Here is a 17784-nt window from a genome sequence, read left to right as displayed (position 1 = left end):
CTAAGATCCATTGTCAAGAGGGAAACAGCCCAGATCATCAGCTAAGGTCCCCAAGTGTGTGTTAAGTGGGAAAGGATGTGGAGTTGCACAGACAACCAGGATGTTGGCTTAGAAGCAGCCACCATTTAAAGAGTGCGTAATAGCTCACTGGTCGAGTGACTCTGCGCCGAAAATGTAACGGGGCTAAACACACCACCGAAGCTATGACATTGCAGCTTGCTGCATTGGGTAGGGGAGCGTCGAATATGGGTTGAAGTCAGACCGTAAGGACTGGTGGACTGTATTCGAGTGAGAATGCCGGTATGAGTAACGAAAAGACAAGTGAGAATCTTGTCCGCCGAAAGCCTAAGGGTTCCTGAGGAAGGCTCGTCCGCTCAGGGTAAGTCGGGACCTAACGCGAGGCCGAAAGGCGTAGTGGAAGGACAACAGGTTGATATTCCTGTACCACCGAAGATTGTTTGAGCAATGGGGTGACACAGAAGGGCAGTGACGCCGGCTGATGGAATAGCCGGTCCAAGCAGTGAGGCTAGTTGGTAGGCAAATCCGCCAACTATAAGGCTGGGCTGTGATGGGGAGCGAAAATTGCAGTAGCGAAGGTCATGTACTCCGGCTGTCGAGAAAAGCCTCTAGTTAGATCTAGGTGCCCGTACCGCAAACCGACACAGGTAGGCGAGCAGAGCATGCTAAGGCGCGCGGAAGAACTCTCGTTAAGGAACTCGGCAAAATGACCCCGTAACTTCGGGAGAAGGGGTGCCTCGGTAGGGTGAATAGCCCGAGGGGGCCGCAGTGAAAAGGCCCAAGCGACTGTTTAGCAAAAACACAGGTCTGTGCGAAGCCGTAAGGCGAAGTATACGGGCTGACGCCTGCCCGGTGCTGGAAGGTTAAGGGGAGCGGTTAGGGGTAACCCGAAGCTGTGAACCGAAGCCCCAGTAAACGGCGGCCGTAACTATAACGGTCCTAAGGTAGCGAAATTCCTTGTCAGGTAAATTCTGACCCGCACGAATGGCGTAACGACTTGGGCGCTGTCTCAACGAGAGATCCGGTGAAATTTTAATACCTGTGAAGATGCAGGTTACCCGCGACAAGACGGAAAGACCCCATGGAGCTTTACTGCAGCTTGATATTGGACTTTGGTACGATCTGTACAGGATAGGTGGGAGCCTTTGAAGCCTGAGCGCCAGCTTAGGTGGAGGCGCCGTTGGGATACCACCCTGATCGTATCGGAGTTCTAACCTAGTACCGTGAAACCGGTACGGGGACCGTGTCAGGCGGGCAGTTTGACTGGGGCGGTCGCCTCCTAAAATGTAACGGAGGCGCCCAAAGGTTCCCTCAGAATGGTTGGAAATCATTCGAAGAGTGCAAAGGCATAAGGGAGCTTGACTGCGAGACCTACAAGTCGAGCAGGGACGAAAGTCGGGCTTAGTGATCCGGTGGTACCGAATGGAAGGGCCATCGCTCAACGGATAAAAGCTACCCTGGGGATAACAGGCTTATCTCCCCCAAGAGTCCACATCGACGGGGAGGTTTGGCACCTCGATGTCGGCTCATCGCATCCTGGGGCTGAAGTAGGTCCCAAGGGTTGGGCTGTTCGCCCATTAAAGCGGTACGCGAGCTGGGTTCAGAACGTCGTGAGACAGTTCGGTCCCTATCTGTCGCGGGCGCAGGAAATTTGAGAGGAGCTGTCCTTAGTACGAGAGGACCGGGATGGACGTACCGCTGGTGTACCAGTTGTTCCGCCAGGAGCACCGCTGGGTAGCCAAGTACGGACGGGATAAGCGCTGAAAGCATCTAAGCGTGAAGCCCCCCTCAAGATGAGATTTCCCAGTATGTAAGACCCCTTGAAGACGACGAGGTTGATAGGTTCGGGGTGGAAGCACAGCAATGTGTGGAGCTGACGAATACTAATCGGTCGAGGGCTTATCCTACACGCTTATCTGTTCATACAAACGATAAGCAACAGCTTTAAGGTTCAGCAAACCTTTCGTATCCAGTTTTCAAGGTACAACAACCTTGAAAGTAACCATATTCCCTGATAGCTCAGTTGGTAGAGCACTCGACTGTTAATCGAGTTGTCACAGGTTCGAGTCCTGTTCGGGGAGCCATACAGAGAGGTGTCCGAGTGGTCGAAGGAGCACGATTGGAAATCGTGTATACGGCAACGTATCGAGGGTTCGAATCCCTTCCTCTCTGCCAGTAAGGCCCGTTGGTCAAGGGGTTAAGACACCTCCCTTTCACGGAGGTAACAGGGGTTCGAATCCCCTACGGGTCACCAACTTCTCAAAAAAAAGACTTGCAATCATATAAGAAAACATGATATGATATGAAAGTCGCTCAACATGGAGGATTAGCTCAGCTGGGAGAGCATCTGCCTTACAAGCAGAGGGTCGGCGGTTCGATCCCGTCATCCTCCACCATAATTTTTACTTAACGACGCGGGGTGGAGCAGCTCGGTAGCTCGTCGGGCTCATAACCCGAAGGCCGCAGGTTCAAATCCTGCCCCCGCAACCAATTACCTTCGGAGATATCCGAGAAAATGATGTGGAGCTGTGGTGTAGAGGCCTAACATGCCTGCCTGTCACGCAGGAGACCGCGGGTTCGAATCCCGTCAGCTCCGCCATTATAACATCATCAGGCTCGGTAGCTCAGTTGGTAGAGCAAAGGACTGAAAATCCTTGTGTCGGCGGTTCGATTCCGTCCCGAGCCACCATATTTCAATTATGCCGTTGTAGCTCAACTGGTAGAGCAACTGACTTGTAATCAGTAGGTTGGGGGTTCAAGTCCTCTCGACGGCACCATGTTTTTTGGAGGATTAGCGAAGTGGCCAAACGCGGGAGACTGTAAATCTCTTCCTTCGGGTTCGGTGGTTCGAATCCATCATCCTCCACCAGTTTTTAGGGGCATAGTTTAAAGGTAGAACAAAGGTCTCCAAAACCTTTGGTGTGGGTTCAATTCCTGCTGCCCCTGCCAGATTTACTTAATGTGTGTTTCATGGCGGTCGTGGCGAAGGGGTTAACGCACCAGTCTGTGGCTCTGGCATTCGCGGGTTCGATTCCCGTCGATCGCCCCATATTCACACAATTGAAAAAAATGTTGGGGATTAGCCAAGCGGTAAGGCAACGGACTTTGACTCCGTCATTCTCAGGTTCGATCCCTGAATCCCCAGCCATTCTTTGCGGAAGTGGCTCAGCGGTAGAGCATCGCCTTGCCAAGGCGAGGGTCGCGGGTTCGATTCCCGTCTTCCGCTCCAATATTTATCTGGCGCCATAGCCAAGTGGTAAGGCAGAGCTCTGCAAAAGCTCTACCCCCAGTTCGAGTCTGGGTGGCGCCTCCACAACCCCATAATGTGCGGCCTTAGCTCAGCTGGATAGAGCGTTTGACTACGAATCAAAAGGTCAGGAGTTCGAATCTCTTAGGCCGCGCCATAATTACTCTTTACCAAATGTTTAACTTGCCGGTGTGGCGGAATGGCAGACGCGCGCGACTCAAAATCGTGAGGGAAACCGTGGAGGTTCGAGTCCTCTCACCGGCACCAACCATGAAACAAAGCTCTTGGGATAATAATCCTAAGAGCTTTTTTGTTACATTTTAGCGATCACGGTTCTCGCATATTCCGACGGAGACATACCCGTGAAGGACTTGAAATGTCTCGAAAAAGTATGAACGCTGCTGTAATGAAGAAGATCGGCGATTTCGGTGAAATTATGCCGCTGCTCGCGGATCATTTTTTTGGCTTGTTCGATTTTCAGCTTGCGATAATACTTCATGATTCCTTCTCCGGTTTGCGCTTTGAAGATCGTTAGAGCATGGCTCTTGCTTAAGTTAAAGGTTTTGTACACTTGTTCAAGCCGGATCTCACCGTATAGATGCTGCTCCATATAGACGAGCATCCGGTTAACCAGCTCGGCTTCGCTTCGCTGCTTGGTCGGCGCGGACAGCCGTTGCTCTCGCTTGGTTAGATCATTGGTCTCCCTTAATCGGATGAGAAACATCTCCAGATAGAGTTTGATCAATTGTTCCGAACCGATAGATGCATCGGCGCGTCTCGTAAGTGTATGATTTCGTGGATCGTCGAAGGGAGGATGAAAGGCGGCAAAGCCGTTCTTCATCAATTGAGCCAGCATCTCGCACTCAGAATTATTTAATGTGAATATTTTATTTTCAAAGAAAGCCATTTCCTTGGAGTGGCAAACAAACGATATAATGATGACGTTTGGCGCAATTCTCCTATTGGCCCACACGCCATGAAATTCGTTCGGTTTATGGAAGATGACATCACCCTGATGCAGGCAATAACCTTCCGTATCCGCAAACACTTCAATTTCCCCTTTGTCTACATACACAAACTCCCAGAAGTCATGTTTCTCCCCTTCGAATGCGAAATCCTTGGAAAATTCAAAATAATGAAGGGATATGATGTCCTTCACTGAAAAAGTCTCTTGAAGTCTTGTTCGAACGAACGGATCATCTGCCACTTTATTTGCAACCTCCGTTGATGCTTCATCTATCTTCTATTATATCATGTTCAAGTGTGGACTTATTGCAACTTTTAATGGACTTTTTGCTAAAGAACAATACGATTGCAGAGAGTAAACTGGAGAGGAACAGGCAGGTGCTAGGCGAAACTTGAATCGTAAAATGGGGGAATAGATATGAACATCTTGGCGGTAGGATGTCATCCGGATGATTTGGAGATTGGCTGTGGAGGGACATTGGCAAAGTTGTCTTCTTGTGGTCACAAGGTAACGATGGTTCATGTAGCCAATGGGGATAAGGGGCATAAGATCATTCCTCCAGAAGAGCTTATTCAGATTAGGCGGCTGGAAGCTAAAAAGGCAGGCTCCTTGATCGGAGCCGAGGTGATTAGCTTGAATATACCTGATCTGTTGGTCAAGTCGGACCAGGACGAGCTGATTGCGAAACTAGTTAAATTAATTAGAGAGACGAGGCCGGATTATATCATTACACATCCGCCTGAGGATTATATGAAGGATCACATGGAGGTTTCCAAAGCGGTGTTCGATGCCAGCTTCTCGGCTACGATACCCCATTATAACCTTGATGATGGAATAGATACTCATGACAAAGTAGCACCAATCTATTATATGGACACGTTGGCAGGCGTGGGATTCCATCCGACCGAATATGTGGACATCTCCGATCATATCGGCGTGAAGATCGAGATGAATAACAGCCATCAGAGCCAGATCAAGTGGTTACACGAACATGACGGAATCGACTTTCTGGATTTCGTGCGCACGGTATCCAAGTTTCGCGGGCTTCAGTGCGGCAAGGCTTATGCGGAAGGTTTCACGCAGTGTCAAGCATGGCCAAGGTTGACTACAGCGAGACTGCTTCCCTAGCAGAATCGATCCATTCGATGGGCATATTGGATCAATAAATCAAAGAGGAGTGTGAATGTGCATGAATTTTGCGCTAACGGTCAAAGGATCAATGTTGGAAGGTTTCTACCCTGCGGGATGGGATATGGAGAAAATCGATCGTTGCTGCGATAATTCGCCTGAATCGATCGGGGAGTGCCAGCCATTCTGGAATGATCAATTTCAGCCGATTCCTTGTGAAGAGGTAGCCGAGTTCGATGTGAAGATGGGGCATGAGATCGCATGGCAAATCCGCAAGAGCAAAGAAGAAGGACGCAAGGTTGCTTTTATACTTCCGGCGGGTCCAATGGGCATGTACAAATGGGCGGTTTATTTCCTGAAGGAATGGCAAGTGGATTGCAAACATGTATATGGCTTTAATATGGACGAGTGGAGCGATGAAGCGGGCTGGACGTTGCCGTCCGACAACCCTGGCTCCTTTCAATATGCAATGGAGCATGCCTTTTACGGACCATTGGGAGAATATTCCGTGCCCGTAGAACAACGACACTTTGCAACCGCCAAGACGCTTCCGACTTATGCGGAGAAAATCGCGGCCTTGAAAGCGGAGGGAGCGGAGCTCATCACCGTATTTGGAATTGGGCGCATGATGCATATTGCATTCTGGGAGCCGCACTTTGGCGGCGAATACGCAAGCGATGCGGAATGGAGCAAAGTAACACATCGGATCGGAGCGCAGCTTCATCCGCTTACAATTGAACAAAATGCGATTACTAGCTTTAAGAGTCGGACGACGCTCGTGCCTTGCCGGGCCAACACGATTGGACCAGGCTTGTTCCTACAGTCGGATTACATCATAGGCGGCTGCGACGGGGCACTTGGGAGAGGCATGCAGTGGCAAGGTCTCTCTCTGTGGACGACATTGCGACACGGTCCGGATCGGTGGCTCCCCTCGACGTTTATGCCGACCTTGCCGGGCAAGTTGTTTTTCCTGAAGGAGCTTGCGGGTCCGCTCGGTGCGGATTTGAACTAAGCGGCGTCTATTAGATCTAGTGCCAATATGTGACAAAGTCAGGAATGGCGATGCAGGAGAGAATCTCCATCAGCATCGTCATTTTTCTATTTTTTCTGTTGTTAAATCGTACTGGTGAATCAGCATATTCGTTTCCACTGCATGACGCTTGTCGTTGAGTGCGATACATGATTGAGAACAAAGCTTGGCGTGCCGAGGCAGTCGTATAGCTTCAGCGATCCATTTCATCACACGTAAGGAAGGAATACGCTCTCTCGCGTAGAATGGTATGGTATCGGAGAAGGAGGCTGTCGCATTGAAATTTGTCTATTCGATCCGCACGATCCTGATTGCAGGATTCTTGGCGGTTATGCTGCCGACTCTCTTATTTATGATGATCAATCATTTCTACGCCAGGGATATCGTACGGGACAAAGTCACGGAGACATACCGCAATACGCTAGACATATTTGTAGGGCAGACGGATGATAATCTGGACGAGATTACCAATTATTTGCTTAAGATGTCCATCTTAGATGTGGATGTTGGCATGCTGATGTCGTTTCCGATGAGCGACGATTTGTATACGCTTACAAAGATTCGGATTGATACGAAGTTGAAACGAGACGTTGATATCTATAATGTGATCGACAGTGTGTTCTTATATCACGACAATGATATCATTTTGGGTACAAATAGCGATTACAACAATATGCAAGAAATTATTGAAACACATATGAAGGAACGAGTCGCAGGTATGGCAACTCAATCGGCAGATATGAGCCGAAGCTGGGCAGTGCGTTATGATCAACGAATGCCGGGTGAGTTCTTCTTGATCAATAGTATTGAGGTTACAACGGGGCTGCATATCGGGGCGTTGATCCGGGTGAAGGATATCAACGAGCGGCTGCTCAAACAATGGAGCGATGGCGTTATAGGTAATACGGGCATCTGGCTGCGCGAGGATGAGCAGCTTAAGAAGCTGCTAACGGAGGATGAACCACCGGTAGACACGGCATCGACTCACATCACGGATGCAGCCTATCAGACGCTTAGTAACCAAGACAATAAGAAATCTTATCTCGTGATGAATCGTCCAAGCCGGGTAGTGCCTGTCGCTTATCAGGTAATCGTACCGGAGGCCACGCTTCTCAAGGAGCTTTTTTTCTTCCGAAATGTTTCGTTGTTTGCTCCGATCGGTCTGCTGCTCATGCTGACTTTATACCTTATCTTTATTCGACGTATGCTGTTCAAGCCGATGCAGGAATTGATTTTCGGGATGAGAAAGATTGCGCTCGGGATACTCGATGTACGACTTAAGCGGGGCAAAACAATTGAGTTCGAATTTCTAGGCGATACCTTCAACAAGATGGCGGAGCAGATCAAGACGCTAAAGATCGATGTATACGAGGAGCAGCTTCGCGTCAAACAAGGCGAGTTAAGACAGCTGCAGGGGCAGATTAACCCGCATTTCTATATGAACAGCTTGAATATTATCTATAACTTAGCGGCCCTTAAGGATACGGAATCAGTTAAGAAAATGTCGCTGCACCTGGCGGACTACTTCCGATTCATCATGCGTACGAATTCGGACATGATCACTCTCGGTGAGGAGTTGTCGCATATCGGCAACTATATCACGATTCAACAGATGAGATTTCCCGATAAGCTGGTCTGTACGATGGAAGTCGATGAGCAATCTAAGCAGGCACCGATTGCGGCATTGACGCTCCAGCCCTTTGTGGAGAATGCTATTATTCACGGATTCAAGAACAGGCGCAAGTTATTCGATATTCGGATCACCGCCAAACGCAGTGGTATAGAATCGGAAACGAGCTTCTTGACCCTCACAGTATCGGACAACGGCGCAGGCTTCGGAGAAGATGTGCTTGAGCAGTTGCAGCAAAAAAAGGTTGTGCGACATGATAGCACCGGTGGACTAGGCATCATGAACGTCATAGACCGAATGAACCTCTTATATAGTGAGAAGGCGACCATTACGTTCTCGAACCGTGAAGATGGCGGTGCGCATATTGCGATTACGATTCCATTAGGCAAGCAAAGGGGAGCTGCCGATGTTTAATTTGTTGATTGTCGACGATGAGGATATCGCGATACGGGGTATTAGGCTCGGCATCGATTGGTCCGAGACTGAGATTGCGGAGATACATACTGCTTACGATGCCGAGGAAGCTAAGGAACTGATGCAGCAGCATCGCATCGATATCTTATTGTCCGACATCGATATGCCAGGTGATAACGGCATTGAGCTGCTTCGTTGGGTTAAGGAACATAAGCCGGATACGGTGACCTTGTTCCTGACGGGTCATGCGGATTTCGTTTACGCGCAGCAGGCCGTTCATCTCGATTGTTTTGATTATTTGCTTAAACCGATTGATCACGGACAATTAAAAACATGTATCGAAGCAGCGGCGCAGAAGGTCAAGGAGCAACGGCAACTCGACGTGATCAAGGAGACCTATGCGAACGTAAAGGATCAGTGGCGCAGGCAGCGCCCCGCATTGGTTGAGCGGTTCTGGCAAGACTATCTCCATTACCGTATTTCGGCGAGTGCTAGCCAACTGAATCCGGCGCTCGCGACGTATGAGATCCCTTTGCAATCAGTTAGTCATGTTCGAATGATTGTGTTAAGCATCGAGGAGTGGAGGGAAGAGTGGTCGGCGAGAGATGAAGAAATTATGACATATGCAGTAAAGAAGGCAGCCGAAGAGATTATATTAGAGGATCGGACCGGAACCGTTGTACAGGAGCCCAATGGTATGCTCTATGTAATTGTCTATCATTCAGAATCGGACGATGAAATCAAGCTGGAAGCGCGTTGCCGCCATTTGATCGTACAATGCCGGGAGCTGCTTCATTGTCAGTTATCTTGTTATCCAGGGGATGTTATCACACTGCAGGATGCACGGTCGGAGCTGCAACGGCTGCTGGAGCAGGAGAAACATAATGTTAGTCAGGGCGGCTCCGTGTGGTTCCGAGCTGAACGATCAAATCTTAGACGAGTTGGCTCGGGCGGTCCTTTGGAGTTCCCATTCTCCGATTGGAGCTCGTTACTGTCATTAGGTAAAGCGACGGAGCTGTCTTATCGGATCGATGAGTGCTTCGATCGATTACTGGAGAGGAACGCGGATTACACGGTTCTGTCATCGTTCTACTATGGTTTCATGAATATGTTGTTCAGTTGGCTGAATGAGAGGACGATTCAAGTGTCCGACATATTCCCTGGGAACGAGTGGGAGGATGGTGCGGCATCGCTTAAGTCTATTGCAAAGCTGCGTGCTTGGACACATCGGATCTGCACGATGGCTGCTTCCTATTCGTCAGAACAAGGAAAGTCGGTGTCCATTGCAGTCGAGAAGGTACAGCAGTACATGAAGGAGCATCTCCATGAGGACTTCAGCAGGGAGAAAGCGGCGGAGCTCGTTTATTTGAATGCCGCTTATCTATCGAGGTTGTTCCGCAAGGAAACAGGCTCAACGCTGACCGATTATCTTGTTGAACTCAGGATGGCTAGAGCCAAGACTGAGCTTGCGAATACCAATCATCGGATTAGCGATATTGCCGTTGCGGTGGGTTATACGAACTTCTCGCATTTCTCGCAGGTATACAAGCGAGCCACTGGTTTGACGCCCCAGGAATACAGGAAAAAATATCAGCGCCTTTAGCAAAATCGGATACAGCTGAATAGAAGAAGTCACAACGCCGACAATGCGGTCATTACGCCGACAGCTGTCGGTCTTTTTTTTGCTTACAATTACATTAACAAGAGAGAGGAGGAGAGGCGATGGCGAATCTCCGCAAATACTGGATGTTTTATCTGATGATGCTGCCTGCAGTCGCCATCTTGATTATCAATAACTACATCCCGATGTTCGGCATTCTGATCGCATTCAAGAACATCAATTACACAGATGGTATCTTAGGAAGTCCATGGTCGGGTCTTCGGAATTTCGAGTACTTGTTCAAAACAAAGGATGCTTGGATCATTACCAGGAACACGCTCCTATATAATGGGGGATTCATTGTACTTAATATCATCGTACCGCTGGCATTTGCCATCATGCTTAACGAGATGCGAAACCGCTTTCTCGCAAAGCTGCATCAGACGATTATGTTCCTGCCTTATTTCCTATCGATGGTGGTTATGAGTTACCTGGCGTTCGCTTTCATGAGCGATGAACACGGGTTTCTGAATACAACCGTGCTGCCGATATTGGGGCTTGAGGAAGTAAAATGGTATTTCACCAAAGAGGTATGGCCGTACGTGCTTCCGCTCGTCAACACCTGGAAGTGGGTCGGTTATTATACCGTCATCTATATGGCGGCGATTATCGGAATCGATGAAGAATATTACGAGGCAGCCACGATTGACGGAGCGAGCAAGTGGAAGCAAATGACACGAATAACGATCCCGTTAATTATGCCCGTTATCATCATTATGACGCTGCTTCAGATTGGCCGTATCTTTAACGCCGACTTCGGTCTGTTCTTCCAAGTTCCCCGAGAATCGGGTGTATTGTTCCCGGTTACGAACGTAATCGATACGTATGTGTATCGCACGTTCCTGACAGTTGGCGATATCGGATTATCTTCGGCAGCCGGTCTATTGCAATCCGTTGTCGGATTTACGCTCGTTTTCTTATCCAATTGGGTCGTCAGGCGAATTAACAAAGATAACGCATTATTCTAGGAGGCGGAGAGCATGGAAGCACCGATTATGGAGAAAGCGCCTAGCGCCTCCAATCCCAAGAACCGATTGTCGTTGCCGGCCTCGGCAGGTATACAAGTATTCTTTATCCTATACTCGCTGCTTTGTATCATACCGGTCATCCTGATCATTATGGTATCCATCAGCGATGAATCGACGGTCGTACGGGAAGGCTATCAGTTCTTTCCTACCAAATACGACTGGGGTGCGTACGAGTTCCTGTTTGCGGACGCGACGCAGATCATTCGCTCTTATGGCGTTTCGATATTCGTAACGGTCGTTGGCACTTTATCGAGTCTAATCATTATGGCGTTGTACGCCTATCCCATCTCTCGAAGCGACTTTCCACATGCCAAACATTTTACGTTTTTTGTCTTCTTTACCATGTTATTCGGCGGCGGACTAGTACCTTGGTATTTGGTCTATGTACAGATGCTGGATCTTAAGGATAACATCTGGGCGCTTATTATGCCCTTGGTGATCTCGGCTTTCTTTGTCCTCATTATGCGAACATTCTTTATGACGACGATTCCGACGGCTGTACTGGAGTCAGCCAAAATAGACGGAGCAGGAGAGTTAACCATCTTCCTCCGAATTGTTCTCCCATTATCGCTCCCAGTGCTGGCGACGGTTGCACTGTTCCAGACGCTCACGTATTGGAATGACTGGTTTCTCAGTCTGGTGTTCATCACCAAGGACGCCAATATTACGGTTCAATACTTGATGTATAAGACGATGCTAAACATCCAGTTTCTAGCCAATAACAGCACGGCAGCAGCCGCGATTCAAGCTGCTGGCGGCACCTTCCGCTTTCCGAGCGAAACTGTACGGATGGCGATGGTCATCATCGGGATTGGGCCGATCATATTCGCTTATCCATTCTTTCAGAAGTATTTTGTCAAAGGCTTGACGGTAGGAGCAGTTAAAGGTTGAAGTGGTTGGTTGTTGTTGGCTTGAGCTAGCAAAGCTAGTTAAGCATATAATCATTATTCCGATCGGGAGGTCATTGCGATGACAAAGAAGAACAAAAAAAAATGGGTATCGCTGCTCTTGTTCACCATGATAACGGCCCTCATTGTATCCGCTTGTTCGAGTAATAACAAAGGAACGGAAACGGAAGCAACGAAAGAGCCGGATAAGCCGGCTGCTACGAAAGAAGCTGCGGACAATACAACGGAAGAGCTTAAGCCACATACCTTAACGCTGGTATATCCGGGTACACCGCAAAAGGATGAAGCCGTCGTAGAAGAGGCGCTTAACAAACTTCTGACGGAGAAAATCAATGCGAAGATCGACTTGATGCCGATTGACTGGGGCGCATGGGATAACAAAATCAATCTGATGATCGCGGGACGCGACGTCATCGATATTTACTTTACGGCACAATGGAACGGACACGCCAATAACGTCTCCAAAGGAGCGTTTATCCCCCTTAACGATCTAATCGAACAATACGGCCAAGGGATCAAGGAAACACTGGACCCTGCATTCCTCGAGGGAGCCAAGATCAGTGGTAAGAACTATGGCGTACCGACAAACAAGGAGCTTGCATCTGCAGGCGGTATCGTATACCGCAAGGATGTTACGGATGAGCTTGGCATTGACATGAGTCTCGTTAAAGAACCTAAGGATCTGGACGCGGTATACGCTGTCGTGAAGGAAAAAAGACCGGATCTTGTACCGCTGTATACGACAGGCGCAGTGTTTAATGCCCATTACTTCGGTAACTATGATTTCTTAGGAGATTCTACGATCCCTGGAGCGCTGCTCAAGGACGGAACGGCCACTGCAGTTGCCCCGGTAGAAGATTCGGCAAGGTATCTTGAGTATCTGGAGCTGGCACGAGACTTCTATGTGAAAGGTTATATCAATAGTGATGCGGCGACGACTCAGGTTGCTTCCGCAGACGCTTGGAATGCGGGCAAAGTATTCTCGACGATCGAGCCAATGAAACCAGGTAAGGATGCAGAGATTGCTAGCGCTGCAGGTATTCCGGGCAAAACAGCACAAATCATCATGACGGAGAAGACGGTTGCGACTTCCGAGACGGCTGGTTCCATGCTGGGTATCTCCTCGACCTCGACGAATCCGGAGCGGGCGATGATGTTCATCAACCTGCTGCATACGGACAAAGAGATCAACAACCTGTTGAACTTCGGCATTGAAGGTGTTCATTACACACGCAGCGGAGAAATTATAACGCCTACTGACAAAACAGTAGATTATTCTCCCGGATCTGCTTGGATGTTCGGCAACCAATTCCTCAACTATGTGTGGAATACGGAAGCACCTGATAAATGGGAGCAATTCAAAGCCTTTAACGAAGGCGCAATTTCATCTCCGGCACTCGGCTTCGTCTTCGACAGTGAACCGGTCAAATCCGAGGTCGGTGCGCTTGCGAACGTGATTCGCCAGTTCCAGAAGGCGGTAGAAACAGGCTCCGTCGAGACGGAATCAGGTCTGAAGGATTACCGTCAAGCACTTAAAGATGCGGGTATCGATAAAGTGATCGCCGAGAAGCAGAAGCAATTCGATGCTTTCCTTGCTTCGAAGTAATAAACAAGTTGTGAAAAGCAGGGACTATCCCTCGGTCATTGTGCAGATGACTGAAGGGTGGTCTCTTTTCTTATTCTGGGCAGAAGCTGTATACACGATGTAATTTCTAGTTCTGCTAGGTCGATCCGCAACTTCAGTGGTGATTATTGCGTCAATAGAAGTGACTAATTTTGGAATAGAGGGGATAATCATGAAAAGAATGACCGTTCTCTTAGTTGGAGTTTCGTTATTATTGGCAAGCTGCACAAATACTAACGAATCAATCAATCGCAATACGCAGCAAACAGAGATACCTTCCAAGGCAACGGCTACCTCTCAGGTAACGCCTGTATTGCCAAGCCCTACGATGGCAACAACCCCTGTGCCGACATGGATTGCAGAAGAAGATGAGCCGATCAAGCTTCTTTCCATGGAGGGTGGATTCCAGCTACGACTGGGGGACAATGAACGTGCAGATGAATGGTATACAACAACGATGGAAAACGGTACGGCTTATTCTGTTCATATCGTCACAACAGAAGACCCAGGGAACGGCGAAGGTATCTTTGCCCGCACCGCAATCGTGGTCCACCCGGAGAGCGGAACGTTCCGCTCGTATCCGTTGTTTCGGGCTAATACAGATAACAGCTATGCCCTGCATTCGATAGCCAAGGCATACGGCTTCGTTGATGACCGCAGTCTGATGTACATATCCGTCCATAACGATAATGAGCAGCAAGATACTTATTATTATAGCGCCAATAAACTGGATATTTTGACAGGCGAGGTCACGGAGATCATCCCTCGAATCAAGGAATTCGAAGATATTTCGGATTCTGAGCATTTGGCGAAAGGTTGGATAACAGAGACCGGAGAAACACTAATGTTGAATAGTTACTCAGAAGGTAAACTGTGGGCATTAGATTTTTCGAACGAAGAGTTGTCGCTGCTGCCAATCAGTGCGAAACATCATTGGCCATTCTATATGACATCTGTATCACCGGATGGAGAAAGAATCTGGCACTTTGATAGCGAGAATAATCGATTTGTACTGATAGATAACGATGGAGGGACTCTTACTTCATTACCTATCCGTTCTGACGCAGATCGAGAGCAGGTTGGATGGTTCTTCTGGAGCCCGAATGGCAAATACGCGGTAAACTATCCTTCGTCGACAACCAATAAAAATAACGTAATCCATGAGAATTCTGAATTTGTCACCAAAGCGATGGATCGTATAACCTTCTACGACCGAGAAGGGGGTGGCAAATCTGTGATTTATGACAAAAGCTCCAGTCCCTATGTAGAAGTCGCCGGATGGCTGGGCTCAGAAGACGAATATGCGGTGCTTCGATTTTACGATCTAGAAGGGGATCAAGGAGTACGAGATATCGTAAATGAAAGCTACACACTGTTCGAGGTGGAGAGTGGTCAGAGTATCGGACTTAAAGAAGGAAAAGCTGGAGATGAGATGAACCAGTATGAACCGGTCATATCCTTCCAGAGTCGCTCAGGTATTGAGGAGCCCGTATTGTTGGTGGACCGGGAATCCCAGCAAATTGTTATGCTGAGCGAGCGCGGTGATTGGATCGTTGACAAGGAGCAATCAAGCCGCACGATGGCTTGGATCCGGCAGGACGAGACAGGAGAGAGTGTATTCGTATCGTGGACGAAAGACGGTTCGCTCACAGATATACAAGAACAGCGCATTGAACAAAGCTCGAACAATGGGATTTTGGTGGGAGAATCGTGGGTCGCGTTGCAGGATATGACTTATATAAGAGTGGATTGATGTATTGCTTTTTGACACTGAACCTTTAGAATAGAAGTATATGGTATAAAACGGTTAAAGATGGAGGAGTGGCATGGCGCATCAGCGAATGATACCCGCAATCATATGCAGTAGGAAAATGCTTACGCTTGCCCTCCTTTCTTCTATTGTAATAGTGAACGGATGCGTTGCTTCATCGGAAAATGAAAGCGCTTATCAGGATTCGTCTCTGTCTGAAGCGACTGGCGATACACACGATATATACTCAATTAAGTTTGTATATACGGGAGCAGTCCAGAAGGATGAGCTTGAAGTAGAGGCGGCAATCAACGAATATTTGAGCGGCAGTGGGAAGCTGGATGCTCGAATCGACCTTATGCCAATTGATTGGGGGCAATGGGAGGACCGGGTTAATTTAATGATTGCTTCACGCGAGAAGGTGGATATCATCTTCACGGCGCAGTGGAACAAACATGCGGTCAATGTGGCAAAAGGTGCTTTTATCGAGCTGACGGAGCTGCTGCAGACTTATGGACAAGGCATATTAACTACGCTGGACCCCATTTTCTTGAGCGGCTCCAAGATCAATGGAGGCAATTATGGCGTGCCGACAAACAAAGAGCTGGCTGCGCAAGGCGGCATTATCTACCGCAAGGATATTGCGGAGGAGCTTGGTATCAACATGGATCCCGTTCATACGATTGCGGATTTAGAACCGGTTTTTGCCCAAATTAAGGCGATGAAGCCGGATTTGATTCCTATTTATATGAAGCAGGGAGAGACATTTAACGCTCATTATATCGGCAATTATGATGCGTTAGGCGATACATCGATTCCGGGCATACTGCTCAAGGATGGCGACAGTACGATAGTGAAGCCTAATTTCGAAACGGAACGGTATGTAGAAACGCTGCGAATCACTCGAAATTTTTATCAGAAAGGGTATATTAACAACGACGCTGTTACGAACGGTACGATGAACATGGATGCACTTATGGGAGGCAATGTATTCGCGATTACTTCTTCGCTTAAGCCTGGCAAAGCTGAGGAAATCGCCATTCAGACAGGATTGATCGGCAAGCTTGCACAGAAGGAATTAAACGCCAAGACAATATCGACTTCCGAGACGGCAGGCTCCATGCTGGGCATTTCATCAACTTCGAAGCGACCGGATCTCGCGATGCAATGGATTAATTTGCTTCATACTGACCGCTATCTCAATAATTTGCTCAATTATGGCATCCAAGGTGTGCATTATGAGAACGTTGACGAACATATTATACGGCAGACCGAGCATACGAAGGATTATAATCCATCATCGACCTGGATGTTCGGCAATCAATTTCTTAATGATGTCTGGGACACGGAGGATCCCGTCAAATGGGAGAAGTTCAAGGCGTTTAATATCGGCGCGCATCTCTCTCCCGGATTAGGATTCGTATTTGACAGCACCCCGGTGAAAGCAGAGGTCGCGGCAGTGGTGAACGTCGATCGTCAATACGTGAATGCGCTGGACACAGGAGCCGTTGATATCGATCATGTTCTCCCGCAATATGAGGATAAACTAAAGGCAGCGGGCATCGAAAGGATTATTGCTGAGAAGCAAAGACAGTTCGACGCTTATTTGGCGAAAAACAATGATCAAAGTTAACATAACAAACGCCGCGGAGCGCGAATATATCGCGAACCACGGCGTTTGTTTGCAGCGAATCATGTTAAAATGATAAAGATGATTGCAACTCCTATAGTACGCTGCCACCGAAGATCATGCGGTGTTCCCACTGCGTGCCTTTAACGGTATCCACACGTACGCCGCCGCTTTTGGCGGAATACGTATGAAGGATTTTGCCATTACCCAGGTATAGCCCGACATGTGTTACCTTTTGAGCGGATTTCTTAATGCTTTTGTAGCTGGAAGCGGAAGAGCCTTTATAAGACATAAAGAACACAAGATCTCCACGTTTCAGACTGGACCAGCTTGTTTTGACTGTTGAATTCTTTTTGACCCATGCTGCTTGCGTAGCGGAGGATCCAGGCAACGTAATGCCTGTTGCTTGCTTATAGATATGCTTTACGAAATCGGAGCAGTCAAAGGTCCGCGTTGTGCTGCGGTTCGATCCGAACTCGTAAGGTGTACCCATGTATTTGCCGCCTAACTTAATTGTTGCTTCGATCTTAGAGGATTTAGAAGAGCTTGCTGTAGCGGCATGTGCTTGTCCATCAATCGGAAGCGGGACAACGCCAGTCGTAAGCAATGCAGTTGCAACTACGCTTGCGATTAAGCTTTTCTTGAATATGTTTTGTTTCGTGTTTGTCATAGTAATATGCACCTCCTGGTTGATAGCTATACCGTAACATAGGTCTGAAAGCGATTATAACCTGCAAAAACTGGTCGCGA

General features: G+C 48.3%; 11 protein-coding genes, 16 tRNA genes and 1 rRNA gene (1 of these 28 cut by a window edge). 26 read left to right on the top strand and 2 right to left on the bottom strand.

What is annotated here, in order from left to right; translation table 11 throughout:
* The 17 genes from ACX1C1_RS26880 to ACX1C1_RS26800 all read left to right on the top strand — a co-directional run.
* A 23S ribosomal RNA gene (locus ACX1C1_RS26880) occupies positions 1-1925 on the top strand (it extends 1006 nt beyond the left edge of the window).
* A gap of 101 nt (positions 1926-2026) precedes the next feature.
* A tRNA-Asn gene (locus tag ACX1C1_RS26875) sits at positions 2027-2102 on the top strand.
* Between the two features lie 3 nt (positions 2103-2105).
* Positions 2106-2193, top strand: a tRNA-Ser gene (locus ACX1C1_RS26870).
* A 4-nt stretch (positions 2194-2197) separates the two neighbouring features.
* Positions 2198-2272: transfer RNA gene (locus ACX1C1_RS26865), tRNA-Glu, on the top strand.
* A gap of 66 nt (positions 2273-2338) precedes the next feature.
* Positions 2339-2414, top strand: a tRNA-Val gene (locus ACX1C1_RS26860).
* Positions 2415-2431: 17 nt separating this feature from the next.
* Positions 2432-2508 (top strand) — tRNA-Met (locus ACX1C1_RS26855).
* Positions 2509-2540: 32 nt separating this feature from the next.
* Positions 2541-2617 (top strand) — tRNA-Asp (locus ACX1C1_RS26850).
* A 14-nt stretch (positions 2618-2631) separates the two neighbouring features.
* Positions 2632-2707 (top strand) — tRNA-Phe (locus tag ACX1C1_RS26845).
* 12 nt (positions 2708-2719) lie between these two features.
* Positions 2720-2795 (top strand) — tRNA-Thr (locus ACX1C1_RS26840).
* Positions 2796-2803: 8 nt separating this feature from the next.
* Positions 2804-2887: transfer RNA gene (locus tag ACX1C1_RS26835), tRNA-Tyr, on the top strand.
* Between the two features lie 6 nt (positions 2888-2893).
* A tRNA-Trp gene (locus tag ACX1C1_RS26830) sits at positions 2894-2967 on the top strand.
* Between the two features lie 24 nt (positions 2968-2991).
* Positions 2992-3067: transfer RNA gene (locus tag ACX1C1_RS26825), tRNA-His, on the top strand.
* A gap of 24 nt (positions 3068-3091) precedes the next feature.
* Positions 3092-3166: transfer RNA gene (locus ACX1C1_RS26820), tRNA-Gln, on the top strand.
* Between the two features lie 6 nt (positions 3167-3172).
* Positions 3173-3247, top strand: a tRNA-Gly gene (locus tag ACX1C1_RS26815).
* A gap of 10 nt (positions 3248-3257) precedes the next feature.
* Positions 3258-3331 (top strand) — tRNA-Cys (locus ACX1C1_RS26810).
* A gap of 14 nt (positions 3332-3345) precedes the next feature.
* Positions 3346-3422, top strand: a tRNA-Arg gene (locus ACX1C1_RS26805).
* Between the two features lie 28 nt (positions 3423-3450).
* Positions 3451-3532 (top strand) — tRNA-Leu (locus tag ACX1C1_RS26800).
* 46 nt (positions 3533-3578) lie between these two features.
* Here ACX1C1_RS26800 and ACX1C1_RS26795 read toward each other — a convergent pair.
* Entirely contained in the window at positions 3579-4424 is an 846-nt protein-coding gene (locus tag ACX1C1_RS26795; protein ID WP_458955158.1) for a helix-turn-helix domain-containing protein, read from the bottom strand.
* A gap of 225 nt (positions 4425-4649) precedes the next feature.
* Between ACX1C1_RS26795 and ACX1C1_RS26790 the strand changes: the two genes are divergently transcribed.
* The 9 genes from ACX1C1_RS26790 (at position 4650) to ACX1C1_RS26750 (ending at position 17037) form a co-directional block, all read left to right on the top strand.
* Positions 4650-5360: a PIG-L deacetylase family protein gene (locus tag ACX1C1_RS26790; protein ID WP_458955157.1), complete on the top strand. Its 711-nt coding sequence runs from the start codon at positions 4650-4652 to the stop codon at positions 5358-5360.
* Between the two features lie 61 nt (positions 5361-5421).
* A complete protein-coding gene (locus ACX1C1_RS26785; protein WP_458955156.1) occupies positions 5422-6372 on the top strand; it encodes a 6-phosphogluconolactonase in 951 nt (316 codons plus the stop codon).
* A 295-nt stretch (positions 6373-6667) separates the two neighbouring features.
* Positions 6668-8434 (top strand): sensor histidine kinase, encoded by a 1767-nt coding sequence (locus ACX1C1_RS26780; protein WP_458955155.1) that lies wholly within the window; start codon positions 6668-6670, stop codon positions 8432-8434.
* Positions 8427-10037, top strand: a complete 1611-nt coding sequence (locus ACX1C1_RS26775; protein WP_458955154.1) for a response regulator — start codon at positions 8427-8429, stop codon at positions 10035-10037. Before ACX1C1_RS26780 ends, ACX1C1_RS26775 begins: the two co-directional genes overlap by 8 nt.
* A gap of 119 nt (positions 10038-10156) precedes the next feature.
* Positions 10157-11062, top strand: coding sequence for an ABC transporter permease (locus ACX1C1_RS26770; protein WP_458955153.1), 906 nt, complete (start codon positions 10157-10159; stop codon positions 11060-11062).
* A gap of 12 nt (positions 11063-11074) precedes the next feature.
* Positions 11075-12013: a carbohydrate ABC transporter permease gene (locus tag ACX1C1_RS26765; RefSeq protein ID WP_458955152.1), complete on the top strand. Its 939-nt coding sequence runs from the start codon at positions 11075-11077 to the stop codon at positions 12011-12013.
* A 78-nt stretch (positions 12014-12091) separates the two neighbouring features.
* Entirely contained in the window at positions 12092-13636 is a 1545-nt protein-coding gene (locus ACX1C1_RS26760) for an ABC transporter substrate-binding protein (RefSeq protein WP_458955151.1), read from the top strand.
* A gap of 190 nt (positions 13637-13826) precedes the next feature.
* The gene (locus ACX1C1_RS26755) at positions 13827-15407 is read left to right on the top strand and encodes an NHL repeat-containing protein (protein ID WP_458955150.1); all 1581 of its coding nucleotides are present in this window, start codon (positions 13827-13829) and stop codon (positions 15405-15407) included.
* Positions 15408-15480: 73 nt separating this feature from the next.
* Positions 15481-17037: an ABC transporter substrate-binding protein gene (locus tag ACX1C1_RS26750; protein WP_458955149.1), complete on the top strand. Its 1557-nt coding sequence runs from the start codon at positions 15481-15483 to the stop codon at positions 17035-17037.
* A gap of 91 nt (positions 17038-17128) precedes the next feature.
* On the opposite strand, the gene ACX1C1_RS26745 is transcribed toward ACX1C1_RS26750, so the two are convergent.
* Positions 17129-17704: a C40 family peptidase gene (locus tag ACX1C1_RS26745; RefSeq protein WP_458955148.1), complete on the bottom strand. Its 576-nt coding sequence runs from the start codon at positions 17702-17704 to the stop codon at positions 17129-17131.
* Positions 17705-17784: the final 80 nt, after the last annotated feature.

The sequence above is a fragment of the Paenibacillus sp. strain BS8-2 genome (assembly GCF_054483835.1).
The sequence above is the reverse complement of the archived record's forward strand: the minus strand, read 5'-3'. Positions and strand labels throughout refer to the sequence as shown.